At 41.1% G+C, this 20,507-nt stretch carries 16 protein-coding genes and 1 other annotated feature; of the genes, 2 read left to right on the top strand and 14 right to left on the bottom strand.

Annotated features, from left to right (window positions below; genetic code table 11):
• Nucleotides 1-37: 37 nt before the first annotated feature.
• The gene (locus O3652_RS01735; RefSeq protein ID WP_125413158.1) at nucleotides 38-3,139 is read right to left on the bottom strand and encodes a DNA polymerase III subunit alpha; all 3,102 of its coding nucleotides are present in this window, start codon (nucleotides 3,137-3,139) and stop codon (nucleotides 38-40) included.
• Between the two features lie 414 nt (nucleotides 3,140-3,553).
• On the opposite strand from O3652_RS01735, the gene O3652_RS01730 reads away from it, so the two are divergent.
• The gene (locus O3652_RS01730) at nucleotides 3,554-5,836 is read left to right on the top strand and encodes a Xaa-Pro dipeptidyl-peptidase (RefSeq protein ID WP_125413209.1); all 2,283 of its coding nucleotides are present in this window, start codon (nucleotides 3,554-3,556) and stop codon (nucleotides 5,834-5,836) included.
• Between the two features lie 519 nt (nucleotides 5,837-6,355).
• Entirely contained in the window at nucleotides 6,356-6,826 is a 471-nt protein-coding gene (locus tag O3652_RS01725) for an arginine repressor (RefSeq protein ID WP_001043018.1), read from the top strand.
• Between the two features lie 35 nt (nucleotides 6,827-6,861).
• Here the strand turns inward: O3652_RS01725 and O3652_RS01720 are convergent, their stop codons facing one another.
• From O3652_RS01720 to ppc, 13 genes are all read right to left on the bottom strand, one after another.
• On the bottom strand, nucleotides 6,862-7,026 hold the full coding sequence (locus O3652_RS01720; RefSeq protein ID WP_125413210.1) for a hypothetical protein: 165 nt from the start codon (nucleotides 7,024-7,026) through the stop codon (nucleotides 6,862-6,864).
• Between the two features lie 9 nt (nucleotides 7,027-7,035).
• A complete protein-coding gene (gene obgE / locus O3652_RS01715) occupies nucleotides 7,036-8,346 on the bottom strand; it encodes a GTPase ObgE (RefSeq protein WP_125413211.1) in 1,311 nt (436 codons plus the stop codon).
• 71 nt (nucleotides 8,347-8,417) lie between these two features.
• Nucleotides 8,418-8,552 carry a DUF4044 domain-containing protein gene (locus tag O3652_RS01710; RefSeq protein ID WP_000863851.1) on the bottom strand — a complete coding sequence of 45 codons (135 nt, stop codon included), beginning with the start codon at nucleotides 8,550-8,552 and terminating at the stop codon, nucleotides 8,418-8,420.
• 29 nt (nucleotides 8,553-8,581) lie between these two features.
• Nucleotides 8,582-8,770 (bottom strand): PspC domain-containing protein, encoded by a 189-nt coding sequence (locus O3652_RS01705; protein WP_185755868.1) that lies wholly within the window; start codon nucleotides 8,768-8,770, stop codon nucleotides 8,582-8,584.
• 20 nt (nucleotides 8,771-8,790) lie between these two features.
• A complete protein-coding gene (locus O3652_RS01700) occupies nucleotides 8,791-10,116 on the bottom strand; it encodes a glycosyltransferase family 4 protein (protein WP_125413212.1) in 1,326 nt (441 codons plus the stop codon).
• Nucleotides 10,117-10,124: 8 nt separating this feature from the next.
• Nucleotides 10,125-11,168: a glycosyltransferase family 4 protein gene (locus O3652_RS01695; RefSeq protein ID WP_185755869.1), complete on the bottom strand. Its 1,044-nt coding sequence runs from the start codon at nucleotides 11,166-11,168 to the stop codon at nucleotides 10,125-10,127.
• 111 nt (nucleotides 11,169-11,279) lie between these two features.
• Nucleotides 11,280-11,609, bottom strand: coding sequence for a metal-sulfur cluster assembly factor (locus tag O3652_RS01690; protein ID WP_000331930.1), 330 nt, complete (start codon nucleotides 11,607-11,609; stop codon nucleotides 11,280-11,282).
• 14 nt (nucleotides 11,610-11,623) lie between these two features.
• Nucleotides 11,624-12,733 (bottom strand): RNA polymerase sigma factor RpoD, encoded by a 1,110-nt coding sequence (rpoD, locus tag O3652_RS01685; RefSeq protein ID WP_000201892.1) that lies wholly within the window; start codon nucleotides 12,731-12,733, stop codon nucleotides 11,624-11,626.
• 2 nt (nucleotides 12,734-12,735) lie between these two features.
• Nucleotides 12,736-14,496 carry a DNA primase gene (gene dnaG / locus O3652_RS01680; protein ID WP_125413213.1) on the bottom strand — a complete coding sequence of 587 codons (1,761 nt, stop codon included), beginning with the start codon at nucleotides 14,494-14,496 and terminating at the stop codon, nucleotides 12,736-12,738.
• A gap of 196 nt (nucleotides 14,497-14,692) precedes the next feature.
• Nucleotides 14,693-15,451 carry an ABC transporter ATP-binding protein gene (locus O3652_RS01675; RefSeq protein WP_125413214.1) on the bottom strand — a complete coding sequence of 253 codons (759 nt, stop codon included), beginning with the start codon at nucleotides 15,449-15,451 and terminating at the stop codon, nucleotides 14,693-14,695.
• Nucleotides 15,448-16,314 (bottom strand): ABC transporter permease, encoded by an 867-nt coding sequence (locus O3652_RS01670; protein WP_125413215.1) that lies wholly within the window; start codon nucleotides 16,312-16,314, stop codon nucleotides 15,448-15,450. Before O3652_RS01670 ends, O3652_RS01675 begins: the two co-directional genes overlap by 4 nt.
• 65 nt (nucleotides 16,315-16,379) lie before the next feature.
• Nucleotides 16,380-17,375: a tryptophan ABC transporter substrate-binding protein gene (trpX, locus tag O3652_RS01665; RefSeq protein WP_000792183.1), complete on the bottom strand. Its 996-nt coding sequence runs from the start codon at nucleotides 17,373-17,375 to the stop codon at nucleotides 16,380-16,382.
• A gap of 118 nt (nucleotides 17,376-17,493) precedes the next feature.
• Nucleotides 17,494-17,709 (bottom strand) — a binding site (T-box leader).
• Nucleotides 17,710-17,805: 96 nt separating this feature from the next.
• Entirely contained in the window at nucleotides 17,806-20,502 is a 2,697-nt protein-coding gene (gene ppc / locus O3652_RS01660; RefSeq protein WP_125413216.1) for a phosphoenolpyruvate carboxylase, read from the bottom strand.
• Nucleotides 20,503-20,507 lie beyond the last annotated feature (5 nt).

The following is a 20,507-nucleotide window of genomic DNA, read 5'->3' as shown; positions in this document are numbered from 1 at the left end:
CACATTTAAATCGAAAATTCTTCTATTTTCCGTATTTTTAGCGATAAATCGTTTTCATAGCAATTCCCTCTAATTTTTCCTCTAGAGCAGAATCTTTTCTTACAAAATGTTGAGTAGAAACAACTGTTTTTTGTTCCTCTTCATACCTGATAATGACAGGAATTGGGCCTTTGTATTGTTCTAGGATATTTGAAATCTCTTTATCGTATTCATGATTTTTAACTTGAATCCAGAATCGTTCTGCCACTGCTTCTTTCAAATCTTGTGCAATCATTTGCAGACGACCATCTCGAGATTGAACTTTGCCATTGATGTAGTAAAATTTCCCTTCGGATAAATTGGAAGCAAATTTTCTATATTGGTCTGAAAATACAGTTACATCCATCCGAGACTTACTATCATGAACCTGTAGAAAGGCCATACTCTCGCCTTTTTTGGTTCGAATCACTTTAATCTTTTGAACTTCAACTAGGAGAGTGGCTTGAGCTCCCTCGGTTAGATTAGTGATTGGCGTCGTTGGATATAGAGCTTGTTTGGCAAGAGTTTGGAGAGGATGTGAACTGATACCTACCCCAATCAGTTCCTGCTCTTTGTAAAATTTCTCTGCCTCAGTAAAATCATCAGCTTCAGTCCAACTATAATTTGTATCTGCAAAAAGTCCACCTAATTCCTCAACAAAAACAAATAAGTTTGGTAGGTTGACTAAGATTTTCTGACGATTCTTGTCAAATTCATCAAAAAGCCCCAGTTCAACCAAAGGCGTCAAAAGCGACAGTTTCTTGTAATTCTTGGGAAGACGTGTGACGAAATCTTCAATGCTTGAAAAAGGACGATTTTCAATAATCCAGTAAGACAAATCTCTCGGCATCCCTTTAATAGCTTTCAAACCAAGATAGATTTTCTTCTGAGCAATTTTATCATGATAGGGAATGCTGTTGATTGCTAAGGGAGCTACTTCAAAGCCCATCTGCAATGCATCTACAATGTAATCACTGCTTGAATAATTCAACATGACTTGGAAGAAAATAGCAGGATAGTGTGTCTTGAAATAAGCTAGTTGAAAAGCCAGCGCTGAGTAGGCATAAGCGTGGGATCGGTTAAATCCATAGCCTGCAAACTTTTCCATCACTGCAAAAACTTGCTTGGCCTTTTCTTCTGTATGCCCCAATTTCATAGCTCCTATGATAAAATCTTCCCTCATCAAATGCATCTCTTTAGCATTTTTCTTACCCATGGCTCGTCTGAGAATGTCGGCTTTACCAAGACTGAAACCTCCAAAACGCTGAGCAACCTGCATGACTTGCTCTTGGTAGAGCATAATACCATAGGTTGATGACAGAATGTCCTCCAAGGCAGGGTCTAACACCGTCACCTTTTCTTTCCCGTGCTTACGAGCGACAAAGTTATCAATATAATCACTAGCACCTGGTCTGTTGAGGGATGTCGTTGCTACTACCTCTTCAAAGACTTGCGGCTGAACTCGTTTCAAGAGTCGAATGGCGCCAGGTTGTTCAAATTGGAAAATCCCCTTGGTATTTCCAGCAGCAAAGAGAGCCAGAGTTTCTTTGTCTTCCAAGTCAATCTCTTCGATTTTCAGATTAATACCTTCTGACTCAGCCAGTAATTCCTGCATTTTTTGGACAAAAGTTAGGTTACGTAGACCTAGGAAATCCATTTTTAAAAGGCCATTAGCTTCGACACCATGAGCATCATACTGGGTAATCAGCATATCCTCACCATATTTTAGAGGAATATAGTCCGTCAAGTCTTGGTCACTCATAACGACTCCGGCCGCATGGATAGAGGTCTGACGAGGATACCCTTCAATCTTTCGAGCAATCTCAAAAGCTTTTTGGTATTCAATCTTGCTATGGATGACCTGTTTAAATTGCAAATTCTTTTCATAGGCCGTCGTTAGCGTATCTCGGAAACTGATTTTTTTCGTAATATTTGTTAATTCGTACTCTGGAACGCCATAGCGTTTGAAAACATCACGAATTGCCTGTTTTGCTCCAAAGGTCGAATAAGTGACAATCTGTGCCACATGTTGACTGCCATAGCGATCACGAACATAGCGAATGAACTCCGGCCTATAGAGGTCAGGAATGTCGATATCGATATCAGGCATGGTATAGCGCTCACGATTTAAAAAGCGCTCGAAAATCAGGTTCTTTTCAACCGGATCAATCCCTGTGATATCCAGTGAGTAAGCCACCAGACTACCAACCGCAGAACCACGCCCCATTCCCATATAATATCCTTGGGAACGTCCAAAACGGAGCAAATCCCAAACTACAAGGAAATAATCGTCAAAGCCCATATCATGAATCACAGCTAATTCTTCATTTAGTCGCTCACGATAGAGAGCTGAGGTTAGCCCCTTGTTACTCAAGCCTTGCTCAGCTCTCTCTCTAAGTTCTTCGACCGCTGGTCTTTCAGGATTAAAGCGAGGGAGTTTTAAACTTGGGTCGATTTGATAGCTTACATTCTCTATCAGACCTTGGAGATTGGCAAGCGCCTGAGGGAAGCGATTTTTAAACCCTGCTTCCAAGTCTGAGGCAGGCAAAAAAATCCCTTGTTGTGAATGCAGATCCACTTCTCTCAGACTGATATTGTCCTTGACTGCTGACAAGATTTGTAAAACTTGACTATCTTCTTTTTCAAAAGAGTTGACCTGATAGAGTGGAAGAATGGGGCTAGTAAAGACTTCTTGAGGAGTATCTGGACTGACACCGATAAAATAATCATGCCCCAAATCCAACTGTTCGACCCCATTAAAATAGGGAACAATAATGGCCACATCTTCGAGGTGGGAGGTGAAGTCAGACCAATTTTTCCGTCCAGTCATTTTTAAAGTGGATAACTTCATCAACTCTTGATAACCTTTAGTGGATAGGGCTAGAAAACGGAAAGAGATCGCCTTCTCATCTATAATTAAGGTCATTTCAAGACCAATTAAAGGTTGGATTCCATATTTTCGAGTCACCTCTAAAAAGTGATAGGCCCCATAGAGATTATCCACATCCATGATAGCAAGGTGAGAATAGCCATACTCTTTAGCCGTTTGTACATATTTTTCAATCGAAACCACACTTTCCATAAAACTATAAACAGTCTTAGTGTCGAGCTGTGCAATCATTTCTTCTCCTCCTTGCTTTCGTTTTACTACTATTATACCATTTAAAGTTGGATATTGAAGCAACTCTGCACTTTCTTTTCACTATCATCAGTTACAAACTTCTTCTCTTCTTACTGTTAAGTTCTTCATTTCTCAGAGGAAAGAAATAAAAAATTAATATTATATAATAGTTTTAAATGTAAATTTAGATATATTTATACCAAACGAAGAATATTAAAGATAGGAGTTATATGCAGTTTTACATATAAAAATCTCTAGAAAAAGGCTTACTTCTATGGTATTTATTCAGCATTTTATAATAACTTACTAAATTGATATGCTGGTTTAAGAAATTTATTTCATTTAAGTTTATTTATTCCATTTTTCCCTCTTTTTTGATATAATAAATCCAGTCTGTTTTCAAAGGAGAGAAACATGCGTTTTAATCAATTCAGCTACCAACCAACCACTAGTTCTCAACGATTTGAGGAATTAGAAGGTCTTGGTCTAAAGCTGTCACCCCAACTGTCCTTAAAAAGACAGTTTGAAGACTTCATTCGTTGGAGTTTTTTCACTTATTCTAACACGGATTATGCCTTATCGACTTTGGCTGCGGATAAAGAAACAGATTTAGTAACTTTTTTCCAGTCAGACCGTGAGTTAACTGCCGAGATTTTCTACACAGTAGTTTTTCAACTTTTAGGTTTTAGCTATCTTGTTGACTTTGAGGATGCCGAACAGTTTCGTAAAGAAACTGGTTTTCCTATTGTTTATGGAGATCTCATTGAAAATCTTTATCAATTGCTCAATACGCGAACGAAAAAAGGAAACACGCTCATCGATCAGCTTATTAGTGATGGACTCATTTCAGAAGATAATCACTACCACTACTTTAACGGTAAGAGCTTGGCAACCTTCTCTACTCATGATGTCATTCGTGAAGTCGTGTATGTCGAAAGTTGTGTGGATACTGATAAAGACGGTCTCCCTGACTTAGTCAAGGTCAGCATTATTCGCCCGCGTTATGATGGACAGATTCCTTCAGTCATGACTGCCAGCCCTTATCACCAAGGGACCAACGATAAAGCCAGTGACAAGGCTCTCTACAAAATGGAGGGAGAGCTTGAGGTCAAACCGCCCCACACCATTGAACTTGAGGAACCTAAGCTGAATTTAGTCGAACCTCATGGTCAAGCAGAAGTCGTCTCAGAAGCTGAAGAAAAGCTATCTCATATCAATAGCTCATATACTCTAAATGACTACTTCCTCCCACGTGGATTTGCCAATCTCTATGTATCGGGTGTTGGTACCAAGGATTCCCAAGGGCTCATGACCAATGGTGACTACCAGCAGATTGAAGCTTATAAAAATGTCATTGACTGGCTCAATGGTCGTTGCCGTGCTTTCACGGACCACACGCGCAAACGCCAAGTCAAGGCTGACTGGTCAAACGGGAGAGTCGCAACAACAGGTATTTCCTATCTAGGCACCATGTCCAATGGTCTCGCTACCACTGGTGTTGATGGCTTAGAAGTCATCATCGCGGAAGCAGGAATTTCCTCTTGGTACAACTACTATCGAGAAAATGGTCTAGTGACCAGCCCAGGGGGCTATCCAGGTGAGGATTTTGACTCACTTGCTGAATTGACCTACTCTCGCAACCTCCAAGCTGGTGACTATATCCGTGGCAACGAAGCTCATCAAGCAGACATAGAAAAGGTTAAAGAGAAACTCGATCGCAAGACTGGTGACTACAATCAGTTTTGGCATGACCGCAACTATCTGCTCAATGCTCACAAGGTTCAAGCTGAGGTCGTCTTTACGCATGGTTCCCAGGATTGGAACGTCAAACCTCTTCATGTTTACCAGATGTTTCATGCCCTTCCTAGCCATATCAATAAACACCTCTTTTTCCATCATGGTGCCCATGTCTATATGAACAACTGGCAGTCGATCGACTTCCGCGAGTCCATGAATGCCTTGTTAAGTAAGAAATTATTAGGACTTGACTCAGACTATCAACTTCCGACTGTTATCTGGCAGGACAATACCGAACCACAAATATGGCAGAGTCTTGATGACTTTGGCAAGCAAGATGAACTGCATACCTTCTCTCTTGGAACTGAAGAAAAAGTGATTCAGAACCAATATGATCAAAAAGATTTTGAGCGTTATGGCAAGACTTACCAGACCTTTAACACTGAACTTTACCAAGGAAAAGCTAATCAGATCACCATTGACCTTCCAGTAAGTCAAGACATTCACTTAAATGGGCGAGTGGAGCTGAAACTTCGTGTCAAATCGAGTACGAACAAGGGCCTATTATCAGCCCAACTGTTAGAACTTGGACAAAAGAAATATCTACAGCCTTATCCAGCTATTTTAAGTGCTAGAACCATTGATAATGGTCGTTACCATATGTTAGAAAATCTCTGTGAACTACCATTCAACCCAAGTGCCCAACGTGTCCTCACCAAAGGCTACCTTAATCTTCAAAATCAAACCAATCTCTTGACGATTGAAGAAATCCAATCAAATGAATGGATGGACTTCAAGCTAGAGCTTCAACCAACTATCTACAAACTTAAAGAAGGAGATACTCTCCGTTTGGTTCTCTACACAACAGACTTTGAGATTACAATTCGAGATAATACAGACTATCAGTTGACTGTTGATTTAGCACAGTCTAGTCTTATCCTACCTTGTCAAAAGGTATAATCTACCAGACTTTCAATATGGAAATATTCAAAGGAAAAGTCAATGAATTTGACCATTGAACTTCCTATAACCAAAGTTTTCCTCTTGAACAGTCGAATCAAACATAAACTTCGTATCAAATCCAGTTCATCTTAAAGCATTATAGAAGCCCCTAGATAGAACTTAGACAAAAGATACTCCCTCTAACCAACATGTGTAACCATTTATCATACACGCTACCAGACCACATGTTGGAAATCTCTGTGAATTACATTTAGAGTAAATTCACAAAACGCCGTGACAAAAAGCTACCCAAATTGAATGATTCACTGTCATTAAAGAACATCAATGTAGATGAACAGATTGCTACCCAGTTTATCTGCACCCAACTAGTGACAAGTTAAAAGAAGGAGAATCTCTCCATCTAGTTCTTTATCTTACTGACTTTGAAATCATCATACGTGACAATACCGCCTACCACCCGACTGACGTTATCGTTCAGTCCACGCTACTGTACCTTGTAAAAGGAGTACTTACTTTATGAACAAATCAGAACACAGACACCAACTTATCCGCGCCCTCGTTTCAAAAAACAAAATCCACACTCAAGCTGAATTACAAGCCTTATTAGCGGAAAATGATATCCAAGTTACTCAGGCTACCTTATCACGCGATATCAAAACCATGAACCTTTCAAAAGTGCGCGAAGAGGATAATTCTTATTATGTGCTAAATACAGGGTCTATCTCCAAATGGGAAAAACGTCTTGAAAATTATATGGAAGACGCTCTTGTTATGTTGCGTCCTGTGCAACACCAGGTTATTTTGAAAACTTTACCCGGTTTAGCCCAATCATTTGGATCTGTAATTGATTCCTTGGCCTTTCCTGATATCGTTGCAACCCTTTGTGGAGACGATGTCTGCATGATTATCTGTGAAGATGCTACAAAAGCGCAAGCTTGTTTTGAGAGTCTTAAAAAATATGCGCCGCCATTTTTCTTTAGTGAATAAAACAAATCCCGTGATCAAAAGATCACGGGATTTGTTTATTTCTTTGACTGTGTTTCTTCTTTCTTTGTACGTGCCAATCGAAGAGCACGTTTAGGATTGAGACGATTAAACAATTCTTCTAGTTTATTTTCATTCCATACATCTGCTGCAGAAACAAAATTTCCATCTGCATCTCGGAATGATATCGGTTTATCTCCCATATCAATCTCCTAGTCTACAAATTCAAATTCAAATTTACCGATGCGAACCAAATCACCATCTTTGGCTCCACGTGCACGAAGGGCTTCGTCAACCCCCATACCACGAAGCTGACGGGCAAACTTCATGACCGATTCGTCACGGTCAAAGTTGGTCATGTTAAAGAGTTTCATGAGTTTTTCACCAGAAAGTACCCATGTCGCATCATCATCACGACTAATCTCAAAGGCCTTTTCTTCCTCGTCAAAGCCATAGTAAGCCTCTTCTTCCATATCGGATTCATCATAAATCGGGAATTCTGGAGTCTTGTCTAACAATTCAGCTGTCGCGTCTAAAAGAGTCGCCAACCCTTGCTTGGTCAATCCAGAAATTGGGAAGATGGCTGGAAGTTCCTCAAACTCGTCGTAGTTTACTGCCAACTTTTCCTTGAAAGTTTTAAGATTTTCCTGACTTTCAGGCATATCCATCTTGTTGGCTACGATAATCTGTGGACGTTCCATGAGACGAAGGTTATAGGATTCTAATTCCTTATTAATAGCAAGGTAATCCTCATAAGGATCACGTCCTTCGCTAGCTGACATATCGATGACATGGAGGATAACTCGAGTGCGTTCGATATGACGAAGAAACTGGGTTCCAAGACCAACCCCTTGACTGGCCCCTTCAATCAAACCTGGAAGGTCTGCTACTGCAAAAGATTCACCTGACTGCGTACGAACCATACCCAAATTAGGGACAATCGTCGTAAAGTGGTAAGCACCGATTTTTGGCTTAGCTGAAGTGATGACACTAAGCAAAGTTGACTTGCCGACAGATGGGAAACCGACCAAGCCGACATCCGCTAGAATCTTCAATTCCAGTTGCAACTCGCGTTCTTGTCCTGGTTCTCCATTCTCAGAGATTTCAGGTGCAGGATTTTTTGGCGTGGCAAAACGGATATTTCCACGACCACCTCGACCGCCATGAGCCACGATAAACTCTTGACCATGTTCAATCAAGTCTGTAATGACTTTACCTGTTTCCGCATCACGTACAGTAGTCCCCTGTGGTACGCGAACACGAAGATCTTCTGCACCACGTCCGTGCATTCCTTTGGTCATTCCTTTTTCACCGGAATCAGCCTTGAAATGACGGTTATAGCGGAAATCCATCAAGGTACGTAAGCCTTCGTCTACCACGAAAACAACGTTACCTCCACGTCCACCATCACCACCCCAAGGACCGCCATTAGGGACATATTTTTCACGGCGAAAGGCAACCATGCCATCGCCACCATTACCAGCCTTGACCTTAATCTTGGCTGTATCTAAAAACATACTCATATTTTCTTCTCACTTTAAAAAGGCTGGGGAGAACCCAGTCATTAGTTATTGTTTCTATCCTCGTAGCTTGCTTAGAATCTACTGAAAGCTCCAAGCGCAGTTGCAAAGATACCAGCAAGGGTTACAAACAACATGATGAGCACGACAACAAGTGTCACCTTTTCAAACAAAGTTTTTTTACGTTTTCCGTTATCTCCAAAAGCCATAACTTCTCCTTTTTCTATATAATTCTAATTTAATATTCTGTAGAAACAGGTGCAATTGCCCACAAAATCAAGTAAGCCAGAACCCCTGCTCCATAACAAAAGGCTAGAACTCCCCAAAACACACGGACAATCGTCGGATCAATATCAAAATAGTGGGCCACTCCTGCGCAAACGCCTCCAATTTTCTGATCTTTGCCACTTCTCATTAGTTTTTTCATTTTTTCTTCCTCTTATTCTATTATTTGAATTCGTCTCTCCAATAATCTCTGATGCTAGACAATTGTTTTCGAGACGCTCTTAAAATACGCTTGGATTCTTTTACTGGGCTTGTAACAGCCTGTTGAGGTAGATAGAGAATCGTTTTTAAGAAGCGCTGAGTGACAGGTTGTCCATCATGTAACTCATGTTCAAAGTTATTTGAGATAATAGCATCAAGGTAAAACTCATGAACTCGTTTCCCAAAATTTTCAGCCGAAATCTCGTACAACTTATCCGCTAACTTTTGTTCAGACATATCAGGAGTAGCAATCAATGCTTCAAGGATAGCTCCTGCAAGCTCTCGTTCTCCATAGTAGAGGGTCCCAAACATTTTATCATTGATCAGATTTTCAAGATAGGGATTGCCATGAGCAATAACAGGCGTTCCACTGGCTAGACTCTCTAGATAAGTCAATCCTTGGGTTTCACTAGTGGAAGCAGAAATAAAGAAATCTGCTGCCTTATAGTACAAAGCTGTCTCACTGGGAGCAATCATACCTGTAAAAATCACATGTTTTTGTATGTTTAATTTCCCTGCTTGTTCTTTCAGACTGTCCAGATAAGGTCCGTCTCCAGCAACAACCAACTTCACCTTGTCTTCTTCTTTCAAAACTTGCGCAAAGGCAGCTAAGACTGCTTGGATATTCTTCTCAAAGGAGATACGAGAAAGACTCAGCAACATTTTCTCGCCTTCCTGAATACCTAACTTCGAGCGAAGCTCTAGTAAGTTTTCATCTTTTATCTCAGGTCGTTCAAACTTAGCCAACTCAATTCCAGTTGGGATGACACGCTTTTCAACCTTGACTTTGTATTTCGATAAAAGGTCACGAACAATCTCACTAGGGCAAATCACGCCATCTACATCATGAAGGAAGCCACGCACCAAATATTTTACCATACTCGGACGAATCAGCATGCCCTTCGCAATGTAATGCACATAATCTTCGTACTGGGTGTGGTAGGTATGAATAACAGGAATTTTCAATTCTCTTGCAATCCAAATCCCTAACAACCCAAGTGAAAATTCTGTCTGGGTATGAATGATATCGAGTTGATACTGCTTGGCAATTTCAAGCGCCTTTGTAAAACCTCGGTAGGCAAATCGTCGATCCTTAAACGCAAAGAAAGGGACACTCGGAATGCGAATAATTTGCCAATCCTCGTATCGGTTTACGTCTTTATCAGTCGTTGTAAAGATAAAAACTGCATGCCCCTGCTTTTCAAGCTCAGTTTTCAAAGTCCGAATACTAGTCGCGACCCCGGAAACCTGAGGGAAATAGGTATCTGTAAATAAACCAATTCGCATAAATTACCTCACTTTTTGCCCAAAGCAGCCTGTTCTCGATAAAATTTTAACCAGATTTCCAACAAATGCTCCTCAGAGTACTCTTTGGAGATCTCGCGAGCTTTTTCTTTCAATTCCTTTAAGGCTTCAGGGTCATTCTTGTATTCTAGGATTGCTTCTCTCATCTCGGAAACATCACTTGTAGCACGATAATTCCCATCAAGAATAACCTTATACAGATCCAAATCTCTTAACATAATAGGAGCCTCGCAACTAGCGGCCTCTAAGATAGTCATAGGGAATAATTCATTGTAACTTGGTAGCAAGAATAGATTCGCCATAGCGTAAAGTTCCCGCATCCGTTCCGGTGACACAATCCCAGGGAAAATAAGATTTTCAGGTGGATTGTCCATTATCTTCTTGTAGCGTTCATAACCATCTGTCATCCCACCAAATGAAAAACCACCTGCCCAGATAAAGGTAATTTCTGGCAATTCCTCAGCAAGACGGATAAAATCATCAATTCCTTTACGTTTCTGAACCTGACCCGCACCGATTACGACAAACTGATCTTCCGCAAGATCCATTTCCTTCCGGAGTTGTGCAACCTGTTCAGCTGGTAATGGATGCCATTTTTCTTTGTTTACAAAATTTGGAATATAAGTTACTTTTTCACGCGGAATACCAGCAGCCACTAAATCCTCGATAAACATGGGATTGACCACCACCAAGTGTTCCATTCGGTTGTAAAAGGAAAAAACATAGCGTTTGACAATTCCTTTTAGGAAAAATGGGATCTTCAAACTCCCCTCAAGCGTATCAGGCAAAAAATGCACATAGCCAATTTTTCTCCCAGAGCGTTTCTTTTGGAAAGTAGATAAATAATAGGGGAAATCAATGGTATGAAAGTGAGTTACATCCGCTTCTACAGGAAGATTCTCTGTAACAATCAACTGATCTTTGGCATCACGGTGAAGGAGACTAACCAATTCTCGATAAGCTCCTGACACTCCTTGACCAGCTACTTTTTCACTTGAACTCAGCATATTAATACGCAATTTTTCGTTTTCCATACCTTCCATTATACCATTTTATTTCCAGAAAATCAGCAAAAGAAAGAAGAGACAAGAGGAAAAAAGAGGAATTTACCCTATTTTCCAATCGTCTCTCCTATTTTTAACTGTTTATTTAATTCCTAGGGCGATGCGTGCATAGCGACTCATCTTTTCAACCGTCCAAGCTGGATACCAGACCAATTTAACTTCGGTATTGGTTACCTCAGGCACATCTGTCATCGCATCATGTATCTGGTCTGTCAAAAGGTCAGCCAGTGGGCAGCCCATAGTTGTCAAGGTCATATCAATTTCAGTGTGACCTGTTTCACCATCAAAACGAATTTCATAAATCAAACCTAGGTTGACAATATCAATCCCCAACTCAGGGTCGATGACTTCTTCCAAGGCATTTAAAATGCGTGTTTTGATCGTTTCAATTTGCTCTTCTGTATAAGCCATGTTATTCCTCACTCTTAGTCTTCAATAAAATCACGAAGCGGTTTGCTGCGACTTGGTTGACGCAATTTTCTCAAAGCCTTGGCCTCAATCTGACGGATACGTTCACGAGTCACGTTAAAGACTTTCCCAACATCTTCAAGAGTACGCATTTTCCCATCATCTAGCCCGAAACGAAGGCGCAGAACGTTTTCTTCACGGTCTGTGAGAGTATCCAAAACCTCATCCAACTGCTCGCGCAACACGATGCGAGTTGTGTAGTCTACTGGATTTTCAATCACTTCGTCTTCGATAAAGTCCCCAAGATGGCTATCGTCCTCTTCTCCAATCGGTGTTTCAAGTGATACTGGTTCTTGAGCGATTTTCAAAATTTCACGGACCTTGTCAGGTGTCATATCCATACGTTCAGCGATTTGTTCAGGAGTTGGATCTTGACCCAATTCTTGAAGGAGGTTACGCTGTTCACGAACCAATTTATTGATAGTTTCAACCATGTGAACAGGGATACGAATGGTGCGAGCTTGGTCAGCGATGGCACGAGTGATTGCCTGACGAATCCACCAAGTTGCATACGTAGAAAACTTAAATCCTTTTGAATAGTCAAACTTGTCAACAGCCTTCATCAAGCCCATGTTTCCTTCTTGGATCAAGTCAAGAAACTGCATGCCACGCCCTACGTAGCGCTTAGCGATAGAAACCACCAAACGAAGGTTGGCTTCTGCAAGGCGTTGTTTGGCTTCGATATCACCAGCCTCAACTGCTAGGGCCAATTCTTTTTCCTCTTCGTTGGTCAAGAGAGGAACAACCCCGATTTCCTTCAAATACATACGGACTGGGTCATTAACCTTGGCAGAAGTTGAGCCAATCAAGTCCTCATCACTGAGTTCTGGTTCTTCTTCTGCACTAAGCACACGCGCACTTGGATTTCCTTCGTTGTCTGTGATAGAAATTCCAGCATCTTGAATCCGTTGCAAAAGGTCTTCAATGCCGTCTGCATCGAGGGTGAAAGGAATAACCAGACTTGAATTGATTTCATCATCTGTTGCTGTTCCTGTTTTTTTGTGGTTACGGATAAAGTCCGCTACTTGCACATCAAATGTGGTTACTTCTTTTTGTTTTGTTGCCATTATTACTCCATTCTTCTCTTTTGGGAAATCAATCGTTGCAATTCTTCCAAGGCTGTGTCTGTATCTCCTACATGACTAGCTTCCTGCACTTTCTTTTTAATTCTTAAGTTGTCCTTGCTGAGGAGGGCACGGTTTCGAGTCGCTTCGACTTCCGCTAGCTCTTGAGGCGACATCTCAGCTGGCAAATCCAAGCTAAGCACGTGGTACCAAGCATTTTCAACCTCAGGTGTCTGATGAGAAAGCTCCTCTGAGCCGATTTCTCCCTGCTCACTTAATAATTCGTAAAGAATCTGAAATTCTGGGGTATCAAAGAAAAAATCTTCTCTTAATCTGTAGTCATTTAGAACAACTGGATTCTCAGCCATCCTATAGAGGAGATGAGCCTCTGCTCTCATGACTGCTGTCAATTGTCGCGTTACAGGTATACTAATCGCTGCTGGAGGTTGCTCCTCTTTGACTCTTTCCTGCCGCTGAACAATGCGACTTTCATTTACAATCTGCTCCACCTGTTGGTAATCAAAGGAAGGTAGATTATCCGCCAGAATGTGGATATAAGAATTCTGGGCAGTGATAGACTTTTCTTTGGCGATTAGGGGCGCAATCTTTTCAATGAACTCAATTTGCGCCTGCAAGTTATCACTATTTTCCGGCTTGAGCTGGTGAATATAGAACTCTATGGGACTGATTCGTGTCTTGGTTAAAAGGTAAGCCAGGTCTTCAGCAGAATTCTTTTGCAAATACTCATCTGGGTCCATGGCATCAGGTACTCGAACAACCTCCACTGAGAAGTCTTTTAATTCCTCTAGAGCCTTGGTTGTTGCTGCCTGCCCTGCCTTGTCACCATCATAGCTGAGAACAATTTTTTTGGTAAAGCGTTTGAGGTGATCAACATGCTCCTTGCTTAAGGCTGTTCCCATGGAAGCTACAGCATTTTCTATACCAGCACGGTAGGCTGCGATCACATCCATGAAGCCTTCCATCAGATAGAGCTCTGTAATCTTACCTGTTCCCTTTTTTGCCTTGTCCAAATGATACAATTCGTAACTCTTGTTAAAAATTGCAGTCGAGCGACTATTTTTATATTTGGCAGTCTGACTGTCCGTTTCTTGCCAGATACGACCTGAAAATGCAATAACCTGTCCCTTGTCATTGGTCAAAGGAAAGATGATCCGTCCAAAAAAAGTATCATAAAACTGATTGCCATCTGACAGATAAAACAAGCCCGAATCCAATAAATCCTTTTCCTCAAACTTGTCAGCCAAACGTTGATAGAGATAAGTTCTCTCTGCTGGAGCTAGTCCAATCTGGAAGTGCTTCAGAACATCGTCTGTCAATCCGCGTTTGTAGAGATAAGCCCTTGCTTCTTCTCCCATCTTTGTCGTCATGAGGATGGCATGGTAAAAACGGGCAGCTTCTTCATGCATATCATATAGAGCTTGATGAGGGGAAGCTTGTTGGGGACGAGACTGAACAGGCATAGCTAGTTGAATACCGACGCGCTCTCCTAAGAGCTGAACGGCTTCCATGAAGGACACGCCTTGGTATTCTTCGATAAATTTAAAGACATCTCCTGAACGCCCACATCCAAAACAGTGGTAAAACTGCTTGTCTTCCACAACGTTGAAAGAGGGGGTCTTTTCACCATGAAAAGGACAGAGCCCTAAATAGTTCCGTCCAGCCTTCTGTAAAGAAATCACATCACCTATGACTTCCACAATGTTGGCATTGTTTTTGATTTCTTCAATGACTTGCTTGTCAACCATACACAATACCTCCATCTTATCATAGTTTCACGTAAACTAGTATAGCTTATTTCTGAAAAAAAGTAAACCATTTCATACGCTTTCCGTAATTCTCTTTGCCTTATTTTTCTAGATAGAAAGAGGAGAGAAAAAACTCAGAAACACTTCCATGTTTCTAAGTTAATTTTCACTATTTTTTGATGATTACTTCACTCATCTATTCAAATAATTGATAGTAGTCTGAAATTTTCATCTTAGCTTTTTCTTCTTTATTGAGGTCTTGGATGATACGACCTTCCTTCATGACAATCAGACGATTGCCATACTTTAGTGCATCTTCCATATGGTGGGTAATCATCAAGGCTGTTAGATGATCCTTGCTGACAAAGTCATCTGTTAACTCCATCAAGGCAACACTGGTCTTTGGGTCGAGAGCTGCTGTGTGTTCATCCAACAAGAGCAACTCTGGTCGCTTCAAGGTTGCCATCAAGAGACTCAAGGCCTGACGTTGACCACCTGATAGAAATTCAATAGGAGTGTCCAGATGTTTTTCAAGACCATTTCCCACTTTTTCAATGGTAGTCTGAAACTCCTCTCGGTGACTTGAAAGTCTCCTAGGAAGGAGTCCTCTCTTCTCACCACGAAACTTGGCAATCAAGAGATTTTCCGCTACCGTCATACGAGGAGCCGTACCCATTTTAGGATCCTGAAAGACACGAGACAAGTACTTGGCCCGCTTTTCAGGTGAAAAATGCGTCACATCCTCCCCCATGATGCGGATACTTCCGCTTGTTAAAGGTAAGGTACCTGCAATAGTGTTAAAAAGAGTTGACTTCCCAGCTCCATTTCCACCTAGGATAGTAATGAAATCATGTTCGAAAATTTCAAGAGAAACATCATTCAGAATGATTTTTTTCTCATCAAAGCCATTCGTGATGACTTTGGTAGCATTTTTTAATTCTACAATTGCTGTCATTTGCTAAACTTGACTCCTTTCAGGTATTTGCTTTTGAAGGTTGGAATCATAAGGCAAACTGCCAAAATCAAGGCGCTGTACAAACGAAGATAACTTGTATTAAACCCAAGAGCAATCACTCCCCAAACGAGGAATTGATAAGCAATAGACCCTACGACGATGGTCATGAGTCGCTCTGCTAGGGTCAAACTCTTGAACAAAACCTCACCAATAATCAAGCTAGCAAGCCCTACGACAATCACGCCAATTCCTCGAGAAACATCCGCGTATCCTTCTTGTTGAGCAATTAAGGCCCCTGCAAGCGCGATAATCCCATTTGAGAGAACCAAACCCATGAGTTCCATACGTCCTGTATTGATACCAAAGCTACGAGCCATATCGGGATTGTCACCTGTAGCAATGTAGGCCTGACCTAGTTTGGTATCTAGGAAAAAGAGCATGAGACCAATAACAAGAGCTACAAAGATTAATCCAGTCAGGAGTTGATTGAGATCCGAATCGAAAGGCAAGACATCCTGAATTTGTTTGGTTCCAAGAAGCCCCAGATTGGCACGCCCCATAATCATGAGCATGATGGAATGGCAGGAAGTCATGACCAGAATTCCTGATAAGAGTGTTGGGATTTTTCCTTTGGTATATAAGAGACCTGTCGCCATTCCAGCCAGACAGCCCGCTCCTACTGCGGCAAGGGTTGCTAAAAATGGGTTGACTCCCTGTGTTATCAAGTTTACAGCTACTGCTCCCCCAAGAGGAAAAGAACCTTCAGTAGTCATATCTGGAAAATTCAAAATTCGAAAAGTCATAAAGATTCCCAAACCTAAAATCGCCCAGACCATTCCCTGAGAAATAATGGATACTATCATAATCTTTCACTCATTTCTTTCTTTAGTAAAAATGGGAGGAGATGTGTCCAGCTCCTCCTTTATCTTTATTCAATCACTTGTCCCGCTTCTTTTAGAACGGACTCAGGAATGGTAATACCAAGTTCCTGCGCTAGTTTTTTGTTAATCACTGACTTACCAGTTGAAAAGACATTAACTGGCGTATCAGCTGGTTTTTCACCTTTCAAAACTTTGGCAATCATCTTACCAGTAGCCACACCAAGATCGTGTTGGTCAACTACAACAGATGCTAATCCACCTGCTTCTACCATGGCAGTGGCACTTGGGTAGATTGGCTTTTTAGCTGTTTGGTTGCTTGAAACAACTGTTGAAAATGCGGATGCGATGGTGTTGTCAATTGGAACCCAAATCGCATCAACCTTGCTTGTCATAACATTAACTGTTGAAGCAATTTCATTGGTTGATGGAACAGCAAAGGTTTCGACTGTCAAACCTGCTTTTTCAGCATAAGCCTTGAATTCTTCTACCTGTGTTTTTGAGTTATCTTCGCTACTTGAGTAAAGAGCGCCGATTGTTTTGACATTTGGTGTCAAAGTTTTAATCAATTCCACTTGCTGTTCAGCTGGGTTATGATCTGACACCCCTGTAATGTTGCCACCTGGTTTTTTCAAATCTTTGACCAAGTTAGCACCGATTGGGTCTGTAATAGCAGCCATGATAACAGGTAGGTCTTTTGTAGCACTAGCAAGTCCTTGAGCAGCTGGTGTAGCAATCCCAACAACAACGTCGTTTCCATTTGCTACCAATTGTTTACTCATGGTTGCAACCTTGCTCTGATCACCTTCAGAGTTCATAAAGTCGATTTTTACTTGATCGTCTTTATAGCCTTCTTCAGCTAGTCCATCTTGAATCCCTTGGTAAATCAAGTCCAAGGATGGGTGACTAACAAATTGAAGGACACCAACCTTAGCGACCTTTTGCTCTTCCTTAGCTGCTGGCTTGTTCATAGATGAATAAATCAAGCTAGCCACCACCAATACTGCTAATCCAGCGACAATTCCAATCAAACGTTTATTTTTCATTTTTCTTTCTCCTTATTTCTTTTACCTTAACTTGTTAAATCACATCATCAAGCGATGCCATCGTTTAAATTCCAATATCTTTCCTCCCCATAGAAAAAGTCCTCACACAAAAAACTTGTGTGAGGACGTCGATGCGCGGTGCCACCTCAATTATAGGGAATATCCCTATCGCTCTTTCTCGCAATAACGAGTTGCACTGTAAGGTGTGCTCACCGAATTTTTATGATTTCAAATTCTTAAGTACATTCAGCCCAATTTCATCAATTTCATCTATCTGCTTTCACCAACCACAGACTCTCTAAAAAATGAGCATGATTACTTTCTGAATGTTTAAATTATATCATTTTTCAACTACTTGTCAAGCTTATTTTTAGAATTTTTTAAATAATTCAAAAACTTCCCCTTTATAAAAGAGGAAGTTTGTAGAATATCAGCCTGAATTACGCAAACCGGTTGCAATTCCGTTGATAGTTGTATGGATCAGTTTTTCTTCGTCTGCCGACAATTCGCCGCGACGTTGACGTTTGATCAACTCCAACTGGATGTAGTTCAGGATATTAAAGTAAGGCATACGATAGTTTAGACTGTCTTTTAGATAAGAGTTTTCTGCCAAGAGTTCGTCATAACCTTCGATAGCTAAAATAACATCCTTGGTCAACTGCCATTCATCTAAAATAGTGTAGTAGATAGCTTGTACTTCTTCGTCTTCACAGAGCTTGGCATATTCAAAAGCAATGTTCATATTAGACTTAGACAAGACCATGTCTACATTGGAAAGCAAAGATTGGAAGAAAGGCCAGTTTTGGTACATGTCACGAAGGAACTCGATATTCTTCGGATCTTGATCTATAAATTCTTTAAAGCTTGATCCCACTCCATACCATCCAGGGAACATAACACGGCTTTGTGACCATGAGAAGACCCAAGGAATGGCACGCAAACCGCCAATTTCAGTGATGGTCTTACGAGCTGCTGGACGCGAACCGATATTGAAGCTTGAAATAGCCTTGATTGGACTTGATTCAAAGAAATAGTCATAGAAATGTTCATTTCCAAAGACCAAGTCACGGTAGATATCGTAGCTGCGATCCACTACTTGATCCATGATAGCTTCGTAACGATTTGACGTATTGGTATCACTCTTCTTCTTGGTAATCATACGGTTAATGGCTGCAGAAACTAGCATTTCAAGGTTATAATAGGCAGCGTCTTTGTTTCCGTATTTGTTTCCAATCACTTCTCCTTGCTCAGTCAAACGGATACAGTCCTTAATAGACTTGAGTGGTTGAGATGTGATGGCTTCATAAGTTGGTCCACCACCACGACCCACAGTACCACCGCGACCGTGGAAGAAAGTGACCTTAACGCCAAATTCATCCCCAATAGCCGTCAGTTGTTGTTGCGCTTTATAGAGGGTCCAACATGATGATAGATAACCACCATCCTTGTTACTATCAGAGTAGCCAAGCATGATTTCTTGGTAGTTGTCTTTTGAAGCAATCCATTTTTTAGCCAAAGGAAGAGAGAAATATCTTCTCATGGTTTCTTCTGAGTGATCCAAATCTTCAATCGTTTCAAAGAGGGGAACAATCTGAACGCGGGCTTTTTGAGCATCCACCAAGCCGACTTCCTTAAGCATAATGGCTAATTCGAGCATATCGGATACACTTGTTGCATGTGAGATAATGGTTTGACGAATGACATTTTCACCCAGTTTATCCTTCAACTTGCGGGCCGCTTTAAAGATAGACAGTTCCTTCTCAAGAAGTTCTGACTTTTCAGCATGAGTAGCTGAGAGGATACGAGGGTCTTCTTCCAACTCTTTTAAGAGAAGGCTACATTTTTCGTCTTCAGACAGATCGCTATAGTGGTCGTTGATACCAGCTGATGCTAACAATTCAGCCACACAGGCTTCGTGAACGCTAGAATCCTGGCGCATGTCAATAGAGGCAAGGTAGAAGCCAAAGATTTCGACAGCTTGCATCAACTCGACAAATTCTCCAGAAATCAGGTATTCCCCTTTGTTTTCAAGGAGAGAATCGCGAATCGCCAACAAATCTTGATAGAATTCATCTGCAGTGGCATATCTAGGCTGAAGTTCCTTGTCTTCAATGAGATAAGCCTTGGTTGCCTGCATCTTAGCTTGGATATCAAAAAGGGCACGACGATAGAGTTCTTTTTCACGATAAATGGAGTTGTCTTGTGACTTCAGCGCCATCTCACGAACCTTGTCGCTGACATTCACGATGCTGGTTGAAAGTGAAAACTCACGATAAAGATTATAAATTTTTTCATCGTAATAGTTCATGATGACTTCACACTGAGTCAAGGCTGATTTGTTGAGGGTTTCTGCAGTTACGAAAGGATTTCCATCACGGTCTCCTCCGATCCACATCCCCATGGTAATCGGTTTTGGATGCTCAAGCTCGATACCTTGTTCTTTAGCCATTTTTTTATACTCAGCTGTCAAACGCGGAACAGCATTCAGGAAAGAACTTTGGTAGTACTCCATCACGTTGGTGATTTCGTTGGTTACTTTCAATTTTTTCTCACGAATCATGTCCGTCTGCATGATAATTTCAATGTAACGACGGAGATCCGTGTGCCATTTTTCTTTATTAATCAAACCAAGTTTGACATCACGGTACTTGCGCAAAAGCGTATGGATATGGTTGGTCAAGTCCAGCATACTCTTGCGTTGTACTTGCGTTGGATGAGCGGTCAAGACAGGAACGACATTTAACTTTTCTAAAATTTCGGCTGCATTTTCTTTTTCAGCTACCATCTTAATCGTTGTAGATAGTTTTCCTAGATAGTCTTGGTCCACATTGTTTTGGTGATTGATTTCATAGGCCAAATCCACATCCTCAGAGATATTAATCAAAAGTGGAAGGATTGAGAAATAGCGTGAAATGTAAATCATTTCTTCATTCGAAAGACTGGTCACTAGGTCATTGAGCCCTTGATAATTCTCGCTAGTTGATAATTCCTTCAACTGGATAATCTTTTCAAAGGTTTCTGGCGCCAGCATATTTTTTGTGATATCTTCTAATAGCTCAGTCAGAATCAAGACTTCTTCTTGGACGACTGCTTTATTACTATAGTTTTCTAATTTTTGAAGAGACATATACT

The sequence above is a fragment of the Streptococcus sp. 27098_8_23 genome, assembly GCF_041432195.1.
GTDB lineage: Bacteria > Bacillota > Bacilli > Lactobacillales > Streptococcaceae > Streptococcus.
Note: the sequence above shows the minus strand (reverse complement) of the source record. Positions and strands in the feature narration are given on the sequence as shown.